We start from the raw sequence: 16,910 nt of genomic DNA, 5'->3' as shown, positions 1-16,910 counted from the left end.
GGCGCCAGTGTAGCGGCGGCGCCGCGAGCGTGCGGTACGCCTGCGCCCATCAATGTAAGCAGTTATTACAAGCGATGGCATCGCTAGCGCGGGGCGGACGGCGCGTCTTTCCGCCGCGCCCGCCGCTTCAGCAGCAGCGGCCCGACCACCGCCGCCACCGTCAGCGCGAGCAGCGCCGCCGAAATCGGCCGCGTGACAAACACCGAGGGATCGCCCTGGCTGATCGACAGTGCGCGGCGCAGCTGCTGTTCCGCCATCGGGCCGAGGATCATGCCGACGATGGTGGGCGCGACCGGGATGTCATAGCGCCGCATCAGAAAGCCGATCAGGCCGATGATGTACAGCAGCAGCAGGTCGAACCAGGAATTGCGGATGCCGTAGGCGCCGAGCGTGGCGAAGATCAGGATGCCGCCGTACAGCAGCGGACGCGGTATCGACAGCAGCCGTATCCACAGTCCCACCAGCGGCAGGTTGAGCACCAGCAGCAGCACGTTGCCGATGTACATGCTGGCGATCAGCCCCCACACCAGTTGCGGCTGTGAGGCGAACAGCAGCGGACCGGGCTGCAGGCCGTATTGCTGGAATGCGGCCAGCACGATGGCCGCGGTGGCGGACGTCGGCAGGCCGATGGTGAGCAGCATCGCCAGCGTGCCGGTGCTGGCCGCGTTGTTCGCCGCCTCCGGCCCCGCCACGCCCTCGATCGCGCCCTTGCCGAATTCCTCGGGATGGCGGCTGAGCCGCTTTTCGAGCGCATAGGACATGAAGGTGGGTATCTCCGAGCCGCCGGCCGGCATCGCGCCGATCGGAAAGCCGAGCACCGTGCCGCGCAGCCACGGCTTCCAGGAGCGCGCCCAGTCGGCGGCCGACATCCAGATCGAACCCTTGAGCTGCTCCAGCCTGTCCTCGGACTTGTTCAGGTAGGTGGCGAGATACAGCGTCTCGCCGACCGCGAACAGGCCGACCGCGGCGACCACGACGTCGATACCGTCGAGCAGTTCAGGAATGCCCATGGTGTACCGCGACTGCCCGGTCTGGCCGTCGATGCCGATCAGGCCGATGAACAGTCCGAAGAACAGGCTCGCCAGTCCGCGCGCGATGGAGGCGCCGAGCAGCGTGGAGACGGTGGCGAAGGCGAGCACCATCACCGCGAAATACTCCGCCGGCCCGAACTTGAGCGCGAGGTCCACCACCAGCGGCGCCACCAGCGTCAGCATCAGCACCGACAGCGTGCCGGCGACGAAGGAGCCGATCGCCGCGGTGGACAGCGCCGGGCCGCCGCGCCCGGCCTTGGCCATGATGTTGCCTTCCAGCGCGGTGACGATGGTGGCCGACTCGCCGGGCGTGTTGAGCAGGATGGAGGTGGTCGAGCCGCCGTACATCGCGCCGTAGTAAATGCCGGCGAACATGATCAGCGCCCCGGTCGGATCGAAGCCGGAGGTGGCCGGCAGCAGCAGCGCCACGGTGAGCGCCGGACCCACGCCCGGCAGCACGCCGACCAGGGTGCCGAGGGTGACGCCGATCAGGCCGAGCAAGAGGTTCTGCAGCGTGAGCGCGACCTCGAAGCCGGACAGCAGGGAATTGAAGGCTTCCATCTCAGAATCCTCCGAGCAGGCCGGCAGGCAGGTTCAGTCCGAGTCCGCGGGTAAACAGCAGATAGGCCAGCAGCGACAGCACCTGGCCGCACAGGATGTCGCGCAGCACGCGCCGGCTGCCGAAGGCGCGGGCGATCAGCGCAAACAGGAAGGTCGATGCGAGCACGAAGCCAGCCCAGGCGATCGCCGCCATGTGCAGCAGGATGGCGGCGCCGAGGATGAGAAAGGCGAGCCAGTCGGGCGCCTCGTGCGCTTCGTCCAGCGGCACGCTGCGCCAGCCGCCCGCCACCGCCTGCCACGCGAGTACGGCGCCGATGATCAGCAGGCCGGTGCCGACCAGGTAGGGGAAGGCGCGCGGGCCGAGCTGCTCATAGCCGCCGGTGCCGCCAATCTCGCCGGCGCCGGCGACGATGAAGATGCCGAGCGCGGCCAGACCGAGCGACACCAGCAGTTCACCGATGTGGAGGCGGCGGTGCGCGGCCATCGCTTACTTCTTGGCCAGGCCGAGGGTGCCGACGATTTTCTCGGTGCTCGCGACTTCGCTTTCGACGTAGTTCCTGAAGGCGTCGCCGGCGAGATAGACGTCGCTCCAGCCGTTCTTCTTCAGCAGGTCTTGCCAGGCCTGGCTCTTGACCGCCTTCTCGACCGCCGCCGTCAGCTCCTTCTTCTGCGCGTCGCTGATGCCGGGGCCGCCGAAGACGCCGCGCCAGTTGGCCAGTTCGACATCGACGCCCTGTTCCCTGAGCGTGGGGATGTCGAGGCCGGGCAGGCGCTGCGGCGAGGTCACCGCCAGCGGCCGCAGTTTCTTGGTCGCGATCTGGCCGGCGAATTCGTTGTAGCCGGACAGGCCGACGGTGACATGCCCGCCCATGATGGCCGCCGCCGCCTCGCCGCCGCCGGAGTGGGCGATGTAGTTGATCTTGCCGACGTCGACGCCCTGGTTCTGCGCGATCATCGCCACGATGATGTGGTCGGTGCCGCCGGCCGAACCGCCGCCCCAGGACACGCTGCCGGGATTGGCCTTGAAACGCTCCATCAGGTCCTTGACCGACTTGATCGGCGAATCGGCGGGCACCACCAGCACGTCGTATTCGCCGGTCAGGCGCGCGATCGGCGTCACCTGAGACAGCTTGACCGGCGACTTGTTGAGCGCGATGCCGCCGACCATCACGCTGCCGCCGACCAGCAGCGCGCCGCCGTCGCCCTTGGCCGAGTTGACGAACTGCGCCAGCCCGATGGTGCCGGCCGCGCCGCCCTTGTTGTCGACCTGGACCTTCTTCACGCCCGACTGCTGCAGCGCCTGCTGCAGGCCGCGGCCGGTCTGGTCCCAGCCGCCGCCGGGATTGGCCGGCACCAGGATCTTTACGGTGTCGAGCGCCTGGGCGGGCGCGGCGGCGAGCAGGCCGAGGGCGGTGACGGAGGCGGCGAGCAGCCGGGAAAGGGAAAGGCGGGTGGGGGATGGCATGGCGGTCTCCTCTGTTTGATTGTTGGGGTCGGGCCTTCGTACGCATCGTGCGCGGGCCGCGAAATGCGCGAATCCGCATACGTTAGCGCGCTGCTCAATAAACGGGCGAGAGACTTCATGCCGGTTTGTTCTGGCGCAACCGCGGGTACTGCGGGCGACGGCCGGCACGATGCCCGGTCGCGTTCACGAGCCGCCGGCCTTCCTGCGCAGCAGGACCAGGCCCGCGCCTATCGTCGCCACGGTCGCGCCATTGCCCAGTCCCCGCAGCAGACGCTGCGAAGGCGTGAAATGCAGCGCGCCGAACCAGTAGAGCAGCATGAACAGGCCGACCGCCAGCAGCCAGACCGGCAGCAGATGGAAGCGGCGCGCGAGGCGGGGGATGAGGTTCATGGGCACATAAAGACACATGAAGCCGAGCACGCCGATGAAGAGGGTCCTGGTCATGCCCGAAATCGTAGTGCGTCGCGCGGCATTGCGATATATGCAATTTCTCATGGTCGGCGCACCGGCGACGGCCCCCGCCTGGAAAAACGGGCAACCGCGGTTTGACGCCGCAAACCGACTTCGTTATTCTTACGCAACGCGCCGATTTGAGTATCAGCTTGCGGGCGCGAAATAAATACGGCTAAAGCGTGCTTGAACCAAGCCACGAGAGCCCGACGAGCTGCCCGCCTTCGGGCTTTTTTGTTTGCGGGGCCGGAACATCGGCCCCATCCCTGGACCCCTATGTCATCCGTCGGAATCGTCACCCCGAAAACCATGCACTTCGCCGAGCCGCTGACCCTGCGCAGCGGCGCTTCCATCGGCGGCTACAACCTCGTTTATGAAACCTATGGCACGCTCAACGCCGACCGCTCCAACGCGGTGCTGATCTGCCATGCGCTCAATGCCTCCCACCATGTGGCGGGCATGTACGAGGGCGCCGACGGCAGCAAGAACGTCGGCTGGTGGGACAACATGGTGGGCCCGGGCAAGCCGGTGGACACCGACCGCTTCTTCGTCATCGGCGTCAACAACCTCGGCTCCTGCTTCGGCTCGACCGGGCCGATGCATGTCAATCCGGCCACCGGCAAGCCCTACGGCGCCGACTTCCCGGTGGTGACGGTGGAAGACTGGGTGGCGGCGCAGGCCCGTCTCGCGGACGAACTCGGGATCGAACAGTTCGCGGCGGTGATGGGCGGCTCGCTCGGCGGCATGCAGGCGCTGTCCTGGAGCATGCTGTATCCGAAGCGGCTGCGGCACTGCGTGGTGATCGCGTCCACGCCCAAGCTGTCGGCGCAGAACATCGCATTCAACGACGTCGCGCGGCAGGCCATCCTGACCGATCCGGATTTCCACGGCGGCCATTTCTATGAACACGGCGTGGTGCCGAAGCGCGGCCTGCGGGTGGCGCGCATGGTCGGCCACATCACCTACCTGTCCGATGACAGCATGGCCGAGAAATTCGGCCGCGACCTGCGCAACGGCGACTACCAGTTCGGCTACGGCATCGATTTCGAGATCGAGTCTTACCTGCGCTATCAGGGCGACAAGTTTTCCGAGTATTTCGACGCCAACACCTATCTGCTGATCACCAAGGCGCTCGATTACTTCGACCCGGCGCGGGAATGCGGCGACGACCTGGCGAAGGCGCTGGCGCCGACGCAGGCGCAATTCCTGCTGGTGTCGTTCACCACCGACTGGCGCTTCTCGCCCGAGCGCAGCCGCGAGATCGTGCAGGCGCTGGTGCGCAACAAGCGCCGCGTCTCCTATGCCGAGATCGATGCGCCGCACGGCCACGACGCCTTCCTGCTGGAAGACCCCCGCTACATGCATACCGTGAAAGCCTACTTTGACCGCATCTGGAACGAGGGAGGCCGGCCATGAATTTCCGCGACCTCTCCGTGCTGCGCGCCGACCTCGCCTTCATCGCCCACTGGGTGCGGCCCGCCTCGCACGTGCTCGACCTCGGCTGCGGCGACGGCGTGATGCTGGACTACCTGCAGAGCGACAAGCACTGCATCGGCTACGGCGTCGAAATCGATGACAACAAGATACCGGCCTGCGTGGGGCGCGGCGTGTCCGTGATCCAGCAGGATCTGGAAGCGGGGCTGGCGATGTTCGCCGACGATGCGTTCGACACCGTGCTCTGCCTGTCCGCGCTGCAGATGATGAAGAACGTGGAAGACGTGCTCGCCGAGATCGCGCGCGTCGGCCGCGAGGCGATTGTCTCTTTCCCAAACTTCGCCTACTGGCCGCACCGTTTCGCGCTGCTGCGCGGGCGCATGCCGGTGTCGAAGTCGCTGCCATATGAGTGGTATGACACGCCCAACGTGCGTTGCGCGACTATTTTTGACTTTCAGGAACTCGCCAACAAAGTGGGGCTCGAAGTGCTCGAGTGCATTGCATTGCACGAGGGAAACCCCGTGAAATTCATGCCTAACTGGCGCGGCAGCCTCGCCGTGTTCCGCCTACGCAAAAAGACAAGTGCATGAGCCTTTCAGCAAGCCAGACCGCCGCGCAGCCCAAAATCCTCAAGTCCAAGCTGTTCTGGATCAGCTTGCTGTATTTCTCCGAAGGCTTCCCGCTCGGGTTGTTCTTCGATCTCTTTCCGGTGTATTTCCGCCAGCAGGGCGTGGAGCTGTCGAAGATCGGCCTGCTCAGCCTGCTCGGCCTGTCGTGGACGCTGAAATTCCTGTGGGCGCCGCTGATCGACTTCACCCGCCGCCACCGCTACTGGATGGCGGCGGCCGACGTCGGCATGGGCCTGGTGATGATCATCTGCGCGCGCGAAGCCGGCTTCGGTCCCTGGGTCTGGTTCGCGATCGGCGCCTTCACCGCGCTGTCGGCGACCAATGACATCGCCATCGACGGGTATACGATCGAGCAGCTCAACAAGCAGGAACTGGGTCTGGCCAACGGTTTCCGCATCGGCTTCTACCGCGTCGGCATGCTGGCCGCCGGCATCCTGCTCTGGTTTTCCGACGTCGCCGGCTGGACCGCGACCTATGGTCTGGCCTCGGTACTGTTCTTCCTGATCGCCGCCACCAGCCTGTTCGCGCCCAAGGAACCGCCGCGTCCCGCCGCCGAGGCGCCATCCAGCCTGCGTGGCGAAATGGCGGCACTGGCGCAGCAGCCGGTGCTGATCGTGGCCATCCTGCTGTTCATCGCCGGCCTGCTGTGGCCGGTGCTCGGCGCGGTCGACATCGCCGCGCTCAAGCCCTACAAGTCGGCCTGGTGGTTCAAAGGCGGGGCGCCGGTCGGCCTGATCCTGCTCGCCGCCTTCCTGTTCACCCGCGCCATCCGCGGCCAGTCGGCGCAGCAGTCGGCGGCCTCCGCCTCCGGCCCGATGTTCGGCGCCATCGTGTCGCTGCTCAACAAGCAGAACGCGCTGCTGCTGATCGGCTTCATCCTGATCTTCAAGCTGGCGGATTCCTCGATCGGCTTCATGATCAAGCCGTTCTGGGTCGACAGCGGCTTCACCAATACGCAGATCGGGCTGGTCTCGGTCAACCTCGGGCTCGGACTGTCGATCGCCGGCGGCATCATCGGCGGCTGGTACACCGACAAGGTGGGCATCTTCAGGGGATTGTGGGTGCTCGGCCTGTGGCAGGCGCTGTCCAACATCGGCTACGTGATCGCCGCCGCCATCGTGCCACGCGCCGCGCAGGGCGCCGACATCGCGCTCGCGCACCAGGCCATCATGTACGGCGCCAGCGCCATCGAATCCTTTACCGGCGGACTCGGCACCGCCGCCTTCCTCGCCTTCCTGATGGCCATCGTCGACAAATCGCGCGCCACGACGGAATATGCGATCCTGTCGTCGATCTTCGCCTTCTCGCGTTCGATCGCCGGCTGGGCGGGCGGCATCGGCGCGCAGGAGATGGGTTATGCGGCGTATTTCCTGCTGACCTTCGTGCTGGCCTTCCCGGCCTATGCGCTGCTGCCCTGGATCAAGACGCTGCTCGCCGCCTCGGAGGAACAAAAGACATGATGCCGCTGATTCCGCTGACCGTGACGCTGGTGGCGCTCGGCACCGCGGCGCCGTGGGCACTGGCGAAGGATGAAGTCAGCAGCGACGGCGTCAAGGTCGAGGAAATGTCGGCGCTGCGCAAGCTGGTGCCGGAGGAAGAGCTGGAAGCCGCCGCGGCGCAGCAATATCTGGAAATGAAAAACCAGGCCGCGCAGCACCGCGCGCTGGCGCCGGCCGACAATCCGCAGCTGCAGCGGCTCAACGCGATCGCGAAGAAACTGATTCCGCATGCCGAGCGCTGGAATCCGCGCGCCCGGCAGTGGAAATGGGAAGTCAGCCTGATCGGCTCGAAGGAAATCAACGCCTTCTGCATGCCGGGCGGGAAGATCGCGTTTTTCTCCGGCATCCTCAACCAGCTCAAGCTGACCGATGACGAGGTCGCCATCGTGATGGGCCATGAGATCGCCCACGCCCTGCGGGAGCACGGCCGCGAGCGGGTCGCCAAATCGGGCCTTGCCAGCGCGGGCGCCAAGATCGCCGGCATCGGCCTGTCGGCGCTGCTGGGAATCGACCCCAATCTCGCCGGTGCTGCGACCGGCGGCGTCGCCAATCTCACCATGCTCAAGTTTTCCCGCGACGACGAGACCGAGGCCGACCTCGTCGGCCTGGATATCGTCGCGCGCGCCGGCTACGACCCGCGCGCCGGCATCGCGCTGTGGCGCAAGATGGCCATGGTGCAGAAGAACGAGAGCCTGCAGTGGCTGTCCACCCACCCGGCCGGCAAGGCGCGCATCGCGGAAATCCAGAGGCACCTGCCGACGGTGATGCCGCTGTATGCCAAGGCCAAGGGCGTGCCGCAGTCTTCGCTGCCGCCCTACAAGAGCAACGTCGAGGGCATTACGCCGATCCATCGCTGAAGGCGTCGGCCCCTCACCACCTGGAGCGTTTTCATGCAGCGCTGGCAGTTCTGGATAGACAGGGGCGGCACCTTCACCGACATCGTGGGCCGCCGTCCCGACGGCGGCCTCGTTACCCACAAGCTGCTTTCCGAAAACCCCGGGCAATACCGCGACGCCGCGGTGGCCGGCATCCGCCATCTGCTGGGGCTGCGCGCGGACGAACCGGTTACCTCCGACAGGGTGGAAGTCGTGAAGATGGGCACGACCGTCGCCACCAATGCGCTGCTCGAACGCAAGGGCGAACCCACGGTCCTCGCCATCACCCGGGGCTTCCGCGATGCGCTACGGATTGCGTACCAGAACCGGCCGCGCCTGTTCGACCGGCATATCGTGCTGCCCGGGCTGCTCTACAGCCGCGTGATCGAGATCGACGAGCGCGTCGGCGCGCACGGCGAGATCGTCGCGCCGCTCGATGAAGTCGCCGCCCGGCTGGCACTGGAGGACGCCTTCCGCGCCGGTTATCGCGCCATCGCCATCGTCTTCATGCATGGTTACCGGCATACCCGTCATGAAGCCACGGCGGCGCGTATCGCACGCGAGACCGGTTTCACCCAGGTCAGCGTCTCGCACGAGACGAGTCCCTTGATGAAGCTCGTCGCGCGCGGCGACACCACCGTCGCCGACGCCTACCTGTCGCCCATACTGAGGCGCTACGTCGATCGCCTGTCGCGGGAAATGCCGGGCGTGAAGATCGAGTTCATGCAATCCAGCGGCGGCCTGACCGATGCCGGCGCCTTCCACGGCAAGGACTCGGTGCTGTCGGGACCGGCCGGCGGCATCGTCGGCATGGCGCGCACCAGCGAGGCGGCCGGCTTTCGCAAGCTCATCGGCTTCGACATGGGCGGCACCTCGACCGACGTCTCGCATTACGCCGGCGAGTTCGAGCGCGCATTCGATACGCAGATCGCGGGCGTGCGCATGCGTGCGCCGATGATGAGCATCCACACGGTGGCCGCCGGCGGCGGATCGATCCTGCATTTCGACGGCGCCCGCTACCGGGTCGGCCCCGACAGCGCGGGCGCCGATCCCGGTCCCGCCTGCTACCGGCGCGGCGGGCCGCTGACCGTGACCGACGCCAATCTCGTGCTCGGCAAGATACAGCCGGCGCATTTTCCGGCAGTGTTCGGTCCGGCCGCCGATCAGCCATTGGACCTGGACGCTGCACGTGAAGGTTTCGCGCGGCTCGCGCAGGAGATCGGGCAGGCGACCGGCACGCCGCAGACGCCGGAACAGGTGGCCGAGGGCTTCATCCGCATCGCCGTCGGCAACATGGCCAATGCGATCAAGCAGATCTCGGTGCAGCGCGGCCACGACCTGCGCGACTACGTGCTGACCACCTTCGGCGGCGCCGGCGGCCAGCATGCCTGCCTCGTGGCCGATGCGCTCGGCATGAACACCGTCTTCGCCCATCCGCTCGGCGGCGTGCTGTCCGCCTATGGCATGGGACTGGCCGACCGCACCGCGATGCGCGAGGCGACGCTGGAGCTGTCGTTCGACGAGAGCGCGTCGGGCGCCATCGAGCAAACCCTCGGTGAGCTGGAGCGCGCGGCGTGCGGCGAACTGGCGGCGCAGGGCGAGCCGGCGCAGAACCTGCGCATAGCCCGCCGCGTGCATCTGCGTTACCAGGGAACGGATACCGCGCTCCAGGTGGACTTCGGCGCGCGGGATGCCATGCGCGCGCAATTCGACGAGCAGTACCGCAGGCGCTATGCCTTCCTGATGCCGGACCGCGCGCTGGTCGTGGAAGCGGTATCGGTTGAAGTGATAGCGCCGTCCGGGACGGCGGCGGTCCCGACGGCGCCGCGACCGCCGCGCGCGACGAAACTCGAGGCTGCACAGATCGTGCGCCTCTTCACCGGCGGCGAATGGCGCGATGCCTCGCTCTACCGGCGCGACGACCTGCGCCCGGGCGACCTGCTCGACGGCCCGGCCGTCATCGCCGAAGCCAACGCCACGCTGGTGGTCGAGCCCGGCTGGCAGGCGCGCGTGACAGCGCGCGACGACCTGGTCCTGAGCCGCGTCCTGCCGCGCGCGGATGAAACCGCGACCGGCACCCGCGTCGATCCGGTGATGCTGGAGACCTTCAACAGCCTCTTCATGTCGATCGCCGAGCAGATGGGTCTGCGGCTGCAGAACACCGCCAGCTCGGTCAACATCAAGGAACGCCTCGACTTCAGCTGCGCGATCTTCGACGGCGACGGCAGCCTGATCGCCAACGCGCCGCACATGCCGGTGCATCTCGGCTCGATGGGAGAAAGCATCCGCAGCGTGATCGACGCCAACCGCGGCACCATGAAGCCCGGCGACGTCTTCATGCTCAACGATCCCTATCACGGCGGCACCCATCTGCCCGACATCACCGTCATCACCCCGGTGTTCGACGAGGCGGGCGAGCGCCTGCTGTTCTATGTCGGCTCGCGCGGTCACCACGCCGACATCGGCGGCACCAGCCCCGGTTCGATGCCGCCCGACTCCACCACGGTGGAGGAAGAGGGCGTGCTGATCACCAACTTCAGACTCGTCGAAGGCGGCCGCCTGCGCGAGCCGGAAACCCGCGCGCTGCTCGCCGGCGCCCGCTACCCCGCGCGCAACCCCGACCAGAACCTCGCCGACCTGCGCGCCCAGGTCGCCGCCAACCAGACCGGCGTCGAAGAGTTGCGCAAAATGGTCGCGCATTTCGGCCTCGAGGTGGTGCAGGCCTATATGTGCCATGTGCAGGACAATGCCGAAGAGTCGGTGCGCCGGGTGATCGGCCGTCTGCGCGACGGAGCATACGAATACCGGCTCGACAACGGCGCCGCGATACGCGTGGCGGTGCGCGTCGATCATGCCCGACGCAGCGCGGAGATCGATTTCACCGGCACCTCGCCGCAGCTGCCGAACAACTTCAACGCGCCCTCCGCCGTCTGCATGGCGGCCGTGCTCTACGTCTTCCGGACCCTGGTCGACGACGACATCCCGCTCAACGCCGGCTGCCTCAAGCCCTTGAAGGTCATCATCCCCGAAGGCTCGATGCTCAATCCCCGCTATCCCGCCTCGGTGGTGTCGGGCAATGTCGAGACCTCGAGCTGCATCACCAACGCGCTCTATGGCGCGCTGGGCGTGATGGCGGCGTCGCCGGGGACGATGAACAACTTCACCTTCGGCAACGCGCACCACCAGTACTACGAAACCATCTCCGGCGGCAGCGGCGCCGGGCCGGGTTTCGACGGCACCGACGTCGTGCAGACGCACATGACCAACTCACGGCTGACCGATCCGGAAGTGCTGGAATTCCGTTATCCGGTGCGGCTGGAATGCTACGAAATCCGTAACGGATCGGGCGGGGCGGGGCGCTGGCGGGGCGGGAATGGCGGGGTGCGGAAGGTTCGCTTCCTCGAACCGATGACGGCGGCCATTCTGTCCAATAACCGGGTGTATCCGCCGTTCGGGATGGCCGGCGGCTCTGCCGGGGCCGTCGGGCGGAATTATGTCGTCAGGGCGGATGGGCGGGTGGAGGAGCTGGGGTTCGTGGGGCGGACGGAGGTGGGGGAGGGGGATTTGTTTGTGGTGGAGACGCCGGGTGGGGGAGGGTATGGGGAGGTGTAGTGTGGCGTTGACGGGCAGCACGAGGTACTGCCTTTCGCTTGCTCTCGTTCCGCTCTTCTCTTCGGTGCTTCAAAGCGGTAGACACTCCGTGGATGCTTGCCGGGACTGGCCCCGGCGGGCCACCTACTTTTTTGCTTCGCCAAAAAAGTAGGCAAGAAAGGGGGGCGCCGAGCCCGACCCTAATGCTTGCCCCCTTCGGGGGTGCCCCAAAAATCGACGGGCCTCGCGGGAAGCGGGGCAAACTCGCCTTCGGCTCAGACAAGCCCCGCTTCTTTATCCGCGAGACCTGCCGATTTTTCGGCTGCGCATAAGGGGCGGCAACCCCTGCACGCCATCCCCACCCTGCCCCTCCACCTCGCCGGCCGCCCTTGAAGGGGAGGGAACTGTCAGTGGCTTGACACACGGAGTCGGTGCTGCGCAGATCTGGAGTGGTAGATGGCGGACGTACGCTAGTCTTCGTGCCCGTGGACGTGCTTGTTATGTGTGCAAAAGCGATGAAGCTTTTTACGCCAATAACGAACGATGCGGTAATGGAAAGGATCTCTTGGGGTAGCAAGGGAAAGAACAATTCCCTTCCCTTCAAGGGAAGGGCTAGGGATGGGATGGTTTGCGGTTTTGCCGTCCCCGTTGCGCGCCGCCGTCGAAGCGGAGTACTCCGCGGGAAAAGAAGCGGGCTTGTCTGAGCCGAAGGCGAGTTTGCCCGCTTCCCGCGGAGTGCTTCGTTTCGACGGGAACCCCCGAAGGGGGCAAGCGCTTCGGGTCGCCTTTCTTGCCTACTTCTTTGGCGAGACAAAGAAGTAGGCGGCCTGCCGGGGCCGGTCCCGGCTAGTGTCCACGGTAGTGACTACCGCTTTGAAGCAGCGAAGAAAAACAGGAAAACGAGAGAGCGTGTATCCACGAAGCCGCTACCGCTTTGAAGCACCGGAGAGAAACAGGAAAACGAGAGCAAGTGACCGTCCGCGCCCCGGCCCGCAAGCACCACCCCTACGGCACAAACTCATACTCCACCGACAACGGCGCATGATCCGAAAACCTCTCCTGCTTATAAATCGCAGCCCGCCTCGCCCGCGCCGCCATCCCCGGCGTCGACACCTGGTAATCGATCCGCCACCCCACGTTATTGGCCCAGGCCTGCCCCCGGTTGCTCCACCAGGTATAGGCCTCGCCCGTGGTCTCCGGATGCAGCGTCCGGTACACATCGACCCAGCCCGTGTCGCCGAACACCTTGCTCATCCATTCCCGCTCTTCCGGCAGGAAGCCGCTGTTCTTCTGGTTGCTCTTCCAGTTCTTCAGGTCGATTTCCTTGTGCGCGATGTTCCAGTCGCCGCAGATCACGACTTCCTGGCCGCAGTTGCGCAGCTTCTGCAGGTGCGGCAGGAAGACGTCCATGAAGCGGAACTTGGCCTGCTGCCGTTCTTCGCCCGACGAACCCGACGGGCAGTAGAGCGAGATCACCGACAGCTTGCCGAAGTCGCACTGCACATAGCGGCCTTCGGCGTCGAACTCGTCGCAGCCGAAGCCGACCTGCACCGCGTCCGGTTCGGCCTTCGAATAGATGCCCACGCCGGAATAGCCCTTCTTCTCGGCGTAGTGGAAATGGCCGTGGTAGCCGTGCGGGTTGAGGAAGTCGGGCGTCATGTCCGGTGCCTGGGCCTTGAGTTCCTGCACGCAGACGAAGTGCGGGGCTTCCTTGCCCATCCAGTCGAAAAAGCCCTTCTTGGCGGCCGAGCGGACGCCGTTGAGGTTGGCGGAAACAATCTTGAGCATGGGTCTTGCCTGAAAAAAACGAGCGCACAGCATACCCGATCCCCCGCCGAATTTGTGCCGGGCGGGGCGGCGGGAGCTTACAATCGCGGGTTGTTCCGGCCGGGCCGGAATACTTGTCCTTCTTCTATCTTTCGAGGCTATCTTGAGCAAGCTCCGTCAGGAATTCATCGCATTCTCCGTCAACACCGGCGTGCTGCGCTTCGGCGACTTCGTCACCAAGGCCGGCCGCAATTCGCCGTATTTCTTCAACGCCGGCCTGTTCAACGAGGGCGCGACGCTCGGCAAGCTGGCCGATTTCTATGCGCAGACGCTGCTCGATTCCGGCGTCGAGTTCGACATGCTGTTCGGCCCGGCCTACAAGGGCATCACGCTGGCGGCCGCCACCGCGGTGGCGCTGGCCAACAAGGGCCGCAACGTGCCCTTCGCCTACAACCGCAAGGAAGCCAAGGATCATGGCGAGGGCGGCACCATCGTCGGCGCGAAGCTGCAGGGCAGGGTGGTGATCATCGATGACGTGATCTCGGCCGGTACCTCGGTGCGGGAGTCGGTGGACATGATCCGGGCGGCCGGCGCCACGCCGTGCGCGGTGCTGATCGCGCTCGACCGCATGGAGCGCTCCGGCAAGGACGGCGCGCTGTCCGAACATTCGGCGGTGCAGGAAGTGACGAAGGCCTACAGCATGCCGGTGGTCTCGATCGGTAACCTCGACGACCTGCTGGAATACCTGTCGCAGGCGGGCGCCGGCGGCGACCTGGCGAAGTACAAGGACGCGGTCGCGGCCTATCGCGGCAAATACGGCGTCGCCTGATCCCTGCACGACGCGCCGAACCAAAAAACGCGCGAGCGTCACTCAACTGTAAAACCGGCGCCCATCCGGCGCCGCCACACACAGGATGAGTGAATGAAGAGCTTTTCGGCGATGCGCGGCAAGGTCGCGCTGATTACCGGGGCCGGCAGCGAGAACGGCATCGGTTTTGCGATCGCATGCGCGCTGGCGGACTGCGGCGTGCGGATCGCGGTTCACGACATTGACGGCCGCGCCCGTGCACGCGCGGCATCCCTCGCCGCCGAGGGACTGGATGCGCGGGCCTATGAATGCGACCTGACGCGGCGCGGCGGCGTGGAGGCCATGGTCGGCGCCGTGCGAAGGGACTTCGGGCGCATCGACATCCTCGTCAATAATGCGGGCATGAGCCTGCCCGGTCAGCCGGAGGTGTATGAAGCCTTCGCTTCCAGCAGCTACGAGCACTGGGACACCACCATCGCCCGCAACCTCACCACCTGCGCCAATGTCACGCGCGCCGTGCTGCCGGCCATGATCGCCGGCCGCTATGGCCGCATCGTCAACATCTCTTCCGTCACCGGCCCGCTGGTCAGCGTTCCCGGCGAAGCGGCCTACGGCGCGGCCAAGGCGGCGATGATAGGCATGAGCCGGGCGATCGCGCTGGAGGTCGCCTGCCACGGCATCGTCATCAACAACGTGCTGCCGGGCTGGATCGCGTCGGCGGCGCAGACCGCCGACGAGCGCGAGGCCGCCCGGCATACGCCGCTGCGGCGCGCCGGCAACCCGGCCGAGGTGGCGGCGATGGCCACCTTCCTCGCCAGCCCCGGCGCCAGCTACATCACCGGGCAGTCATTCGTGGTCGACGGCGGCAACTGCCTCCAGGAGCGCAAGGTCGCGCTGCCGGGCGAGAGCGGCCTGCGGCGCGCCGCCTGAGCCGGGGGCGCCATGTTCGACGACGCGCAGTTCAGGGACAAGACCATCCTCATCACCGGCGCCACCGGCGGCGTCGGGGCCGCGACCGCCCGCCTGCTGCGGCGCGCGGGGGCGCAGGTGTGCCTGGTGGCCCGGCGTGCGGAGCCGCTGCACGCGCTGGCGCAGGAACTCGGTGCGCATGCGATCGCCGCCGACCTGTCGCGCGCGCCGGAATGCGAGCGGGCCGTGGCCGAAACCCTCGACTGCCACGGCCGCCTGGACGGCCTGGTGAATGCGGCGGGCATCTGGGTCGAGGGCGACAGCGAGCATGCGACGGAAGAGGACTGGGACCGCTGCGTCGATCTCAATCTCAAGGGGCTTTTCTTCATGTGCGCCCGCGCCATCCCCGCGCTCCGGGCGAGTCGCGGCGCCATCGTCAACATCGGCTCTGATGCGGGCCTCCAAGGCAATGCCGGCGCCGCCATCTATTGCGCGAGCAAGGGCGGCGTAACCCTGCTGACCAAGGCGCTGGCGCGCGAACTCGCACCGTCCGGCGTGCGCGTGAACGTGCTGTGCCCGGCCGACATCATGACGCCGATGCTGACCGGGCAGGCGCGCGAGTACGGCGGCGATGACCCGATCGGCTATCTGCGCCGGCTCCTGGCGCGCTATCCACAGGCCGAGCACGCGCGATTTGTCCGGCCCGAGGAGGTCGCCTGCATGACGGCGTTTTTGCTGTCGGCGGAGGCGGCACCGATCACCGGCGCCGCGCTGCCGATGGATTTCGGACTCGGCGCGGGGTACTGATGCGTTGCGTCGGCCTGACAGGCGTGCGCGGCGCGCCGCCCCTCGATCGCCCCGGCTCCCGCACGCAGCGACGGCGGGCAATGCGGGGTATGCCAATGCAACAAGAAGGAGTGTGAAATGGATCTGAGCATACGGCAAACGCCACCGCCTCCGTCGCTTCCGTCGCCGGCCGGCGACGCAGCCCATGCCGGGGCCGCCGCATCCGGGCCGCCTCCCGAACCCGCCGGGCGGGCTGCGAACGAAGCCCCGCTCGCGCATGCGCCGTCGGCGCGCGACTACAGTTATCGGCGTCGTCTGCTGACCCAGCTCGCCGGCACGCTTGTCGGTTCCGTGCCGATGGCCGCCGGCAACGTGCTCGCCGGCGCCGCCCTGGCAAGGGCCCAGCACACGCCCGTGCAACATGCCCTGAGGGATGCGGGCATTGCAACCGGCTACACCGTCGCGACGCTTGCCGCCGCGTCGGTCCTCATGTCGGCCGTGGCGCACCGCGTCGAACGGGCCTGCGGCGACAACCGGATGGACCTGCCGGACCGGCAGCTGAAGACCGGCCTCGCTTCGGCGTTTGTCGCTTCCACCGGAGGTGTGGCGATCAACCTGGCCGCCGGCGTCGCCGCGCAGCGCACCGGCGGAGATGGCCGGATCAATATGGGACACGCGGCCGTGGAAGCTGTTGTGTCGGGCGCCGTGGCCGACGTGCTGGCGGCGGCCGGCATGGCGGTCGCCTACATGTCGAGCGACAGGGTCGCGCGCGTGAGCAGCGGCATGGCCGCGCGTGGCGTACGGACGGTGCTCGACGCCTGGCGGCGCGGTCGGGGCGGGCAGGCCGCGTCGGGCAGCGGCTCCCCGCAGGCGATTGAGCTTGAGCCACCGGGTCCCGGGGACCTCGAGGCGGGGCACGGTGGCTCGCCCGCCTCTCGTGCCGAATCCCCTGAAGATGCCGCGAACGGCGGCCGCAGCCCTAGCTGTGATGTTTCAATAGGTTGTTCTGGTTCATTCGGATTGGATTTGAGAAACTGGAAATCGCCAAACCCCCAGTTCTCAAAGAAGCCAACCGAATGAACATCCATAAGAATGCCCGATTGAC

Annotated in this window: 14 protein-coding genes; 9 read left to right on the top strand and 5 right to left on the bottom strand. The window is 66.8% G+C overall.

Annotated elements, in window-relative coordinates:
* Positions 1–83: 83 nt before the first annotated feature.
* From NCCP691_RS11085 to NCCP691_RS11070, 4 genes are all read right to left on the bottom strand, one after another.
* Positions 84–1,592 (bottom strand): tripartite tricarboxylate transporter permease, encoded by a 1,509-nt coding sequence (locus NCCP691_RS11085; RefSeq protein ID WP_220808341.1) that lies wholly within the window; start codon positions 1,590–1,592, stop codon positions 84–86.
* A 1-nt stretch (position 1,593) separates the two neighbouring features.
* A complete protein-coding gene (locus NCCP691_RS11080) occupies positions 1,594–2,076 on the bottom strand; it encodes a tripartite tricarboxylate transporter TctB family protein (protein ID WP_220808340.1) in 483 nt (160 codons plus the stop codon).
* A 3-nt stretch (positions 2,077–2,079) separates the two neighbouring features.
* On the bottom strand, positions 2,080–3,057 hold the full coding sequence (locus tag NCCP691_RS11075) for a Bug family tripartite tricarboxylate transporter substrate binding protein (protein WP_220808339.1): 978 nt from the start codon (positions 3,055–3,057) through the stop codon (positions 2,080–2,082).
* A 183-nt stretch (positions 3,058–3,240) separates the two neighbouring features.
* Entirely contained in the window at positions 3,241–3,501 is a 261-nt protein-coding gene (locus NCCP691_RS11070) for a hypothetical protein (protein WP_220808338.1), read from the bottom strand.
* Between the two features lie 282 nt (positions 3,502–3,783).
* On the opposite strand from NCCP691_RS11070, the gene metX reads away from it, so the two are divergent.
* From metX to NCCP691_RS11045, 5 genes are read left to right on the top strand one after another with little or no spacing between them, the layout of a single operon-like run.
* On the top strand, positions 3,784–4,923 hold the full coding sequence (metX, locus tag NCCP691_RS11065; RefSeq protein WP_220808337.1) for a homoserine O-succinyltransferase MetX: 1,140 nt from the start codon (positions 3,784–3,786) through the stop codon (positions 4,921–4,923).
* Entirely contained in the window at positions 4,920–5,531 is a 612-nt protein-coding gene (metW, locus tag NCCP691_RS11060) for a methionine biosynthesis protein MetW (protein ID WP_220808336.1), read from the top strand. Before metX ends, metW begins: the two co-directional genes overlap by 4 nt.
* A complete protein-coding gene (locus NCCP691_RS11055) occupies positions 5,528–7,030 on the top strand; it encodes an MFS transporter (protein ID WP_220808335.1) in 1,503 nt (500 codons plus the stop codon). The genes metW and NCCP691_RS11055 overlap by 4 nt, the downstream gene beginning before the upstream one ends.
* Positions 7,027–7,926, top strand: a complete 900-nt coding sequence (locus NCCP691_RS11050; protein WP_220808334.1) for a M48 family metallopeptidase — start codon at positions 7,027–7,029, stop codon at positions 7,924–7,926. Before NCCP691_RS11055 ends, NCCP691_RS11050 begins: the two co-directional genes overlap by 4 nt.
* 33 nt (positions 7,927–7,959) lie before the next feature.
* Positions 7,960–11,556: a hydantoinase B/oxoprolinase family protein gene (locus NCCP691_RS11045; protein ID WP_220808333.1), complete on the top strand. Its 3,597-nt coding sequence runs from the start codon at positions 7,960–7,962 to the stop codon at positions 11,554–11,556.
* A gap of 984 nt (positions 11,557–12,540) precedes the next feature.
* On the opposite strand, the gene NCCP691_RS11040 is transcribed toward NCCP691_RS11045, so the two are convergent.
* Positions 12,541–13,323 carry an exodeoxyribonuclease III gene (locus tag NCCP691_RS11040; RefSeq protein WP_220808332.1) on the bottom strand — a complete coding sequence of 261 codons (783 nt, stop codon included), beginning with the start codon at positions 13,321–13,323 and terminating at the stop codon, positions 12,541–12,543.
* A gap of 142 nt (positions 13,324–13,465) precedes the next feature.
* Between NCCP691_RS11040 and pyrE the strand changes: the two genes are divergently transcribed.
* The 4 genes from pyrE (at position 13,466) to NCCP691_RS11020 (ending at position 16,885) form a co-directional block, all read left to right on the top strand.
* A complete protein-coding gene (pyrE, locus tag NCCP691_RS11035) occupies positions 13,466–14,131 on the top strand; it encodes an orotate phosphoribosyltransferase (RefSeq protein ID WP_220808331.1) in 666 nt (221 codons plus the stop codon).
* A gap of 93 nt (positions 14,132–14,224) precedes the next feature.
* On the top strand, positions 14,225–15,040 hold the full coding sequence (locus tag NCCP691_RS11030) for an SDR family NAD(P)-dependent oxidoreductase (protein ID WP_220808330.1): 816 nt from the start codon (positions 14,225–14,227) through the stop codon (positions 15,038–15,040).
* A gap of 12 nt (positions 15,041–15,052) precedes the next feature.
* Complete coding sequence (locus tag NCCP691_RS11025) at positions 15,053–15,826, top strand: SDR family NAD(P)-dependent oxidoreductase (protein ID WP_220808329.1); 774 nt, start codon at positions 15,053–15,055, stop codon at positions 15,824–15,826.
* Positions 15,827–15,943: 117 nt separating this feature from the next.
* A complete protein-coding gene (locus tag NCCP691_RS11020; RefSeq protein ID WP_220808328.1) occupies positions 15,944–16,885 on the top strand; it encodes a hypothetical protein in 942 nt (313 codons plus the stop codon).
* The last annotated feature ends 25 nt before the right edge of the window (positions 16,886–16,910 follow it).

The sequence above is a fragment of the Noviherbaspirillum aridicola genome (assembly GCF_019656455.1).
Lineage (GTDB): Bacteria > Pseudomonadota > Gammaproteobacteria > Burkholderiales > Burkholderiaceae_D > Noviherbaspirillum > Noviherbaspirillum aridicola.
Note: the sequence above shows the minus strand (reverse complement) of the source record. Positions and strands in the feature narration are given on the sequence as shown.

Bases quoted from the DNA above. Each gene is read 5' to 3' on its own strand.
- NCCP691_RS11040 (WP_220808332.1), bottom strand. From the start codon at position 13,323: ATGCTCAAGATTGTTTCCGCCAACCTCAACGGCGTCCGCTCGGCCGCC.
- NCCP691_RS11020 (WP_220808328.1), top strand. From the start codon at position 15,944: ATGGATCTGAGCATACGGCAAACGCCACCGCCTCCGTCGCTTCCGTCG.
- NCCP691_RS11070 (WP_220808338.1), bottom strand. From the start codon at position 3,501: ATGACCAGGACCCTCTTCATCGGCGTGCTCGGCTTCATGTGTCTTTAT.
- metX (WP_220808337.1), top strand. From the start codon at position 3,784: ATGTCATCCGTCGGAATCGTCACCCCGAAAACCATGCACTTCGCCGAG.
- NCCP691_RS11075 (WP_220808339.1), bottom strand. From the start codon at position 3,057: ATGCCATCCCCCACCCGCCTTTCCCTTTCCCGGCTGCTCGCCGCCTCC.
- NCCP691_RS11085 (WP_220808341.1), bottom strand. From the start codon at position 1,592: ATGGAAGCCTTCAATTCCCTGCTGTCCGGCTTCGAGGTCGCGCTCACG.
- metW (WP_220808336.1), top strand. From the start codon at position 4,920: ATGAATTTCCGCGACCTCTCCGTGCTGCGCGCCGACCTCGCCTTCATC.
- NCCP691_RS11030 (WP_220808330.1), top strand. From the start codon at position 14,225: ATGAAGAGCTTTTCGGCGATGCGCGGCAAGGTCGCGCTGATTACCGGG.
- NCCP691_RS11045 (WP_220808333.1), top strand. From the start codon at position 7,960: ATGCAGCGCTGGCAGTTCTGGATAGACAGGGGCGGCACCTTCACCGAC.
- NCCP691_RS11050 (WP_220808334.1), top strand. From the start codon at position 7,027: ATGATGCCGCTGATTCCGCTGACCGTGACGCTGGTGGCGCTCGGCACC.
- NCCP691_RS11080 (WP_220808340.1), bottom strand. From the start codon at position 2,076: ATGGCCGCGCACCGCCGCCTCCACATCGGTGAACTGCTGGTGTCGCTC.
- NCCP691_RS11025 (WP_220808329.1), top strand. From the start codon at position 15,053: ATGTTCGACGACGCGCAGTTCAGGGACAAGACCATCCTCATCACCGGC.
- NCCP691_RS11055 (WP_220808335.1), top strand. From the start codon at position 5,528: ATGAGCCTTTCAGCAAGCCAGACCGCCGCGCAGCCCAAAATCCTCAAG.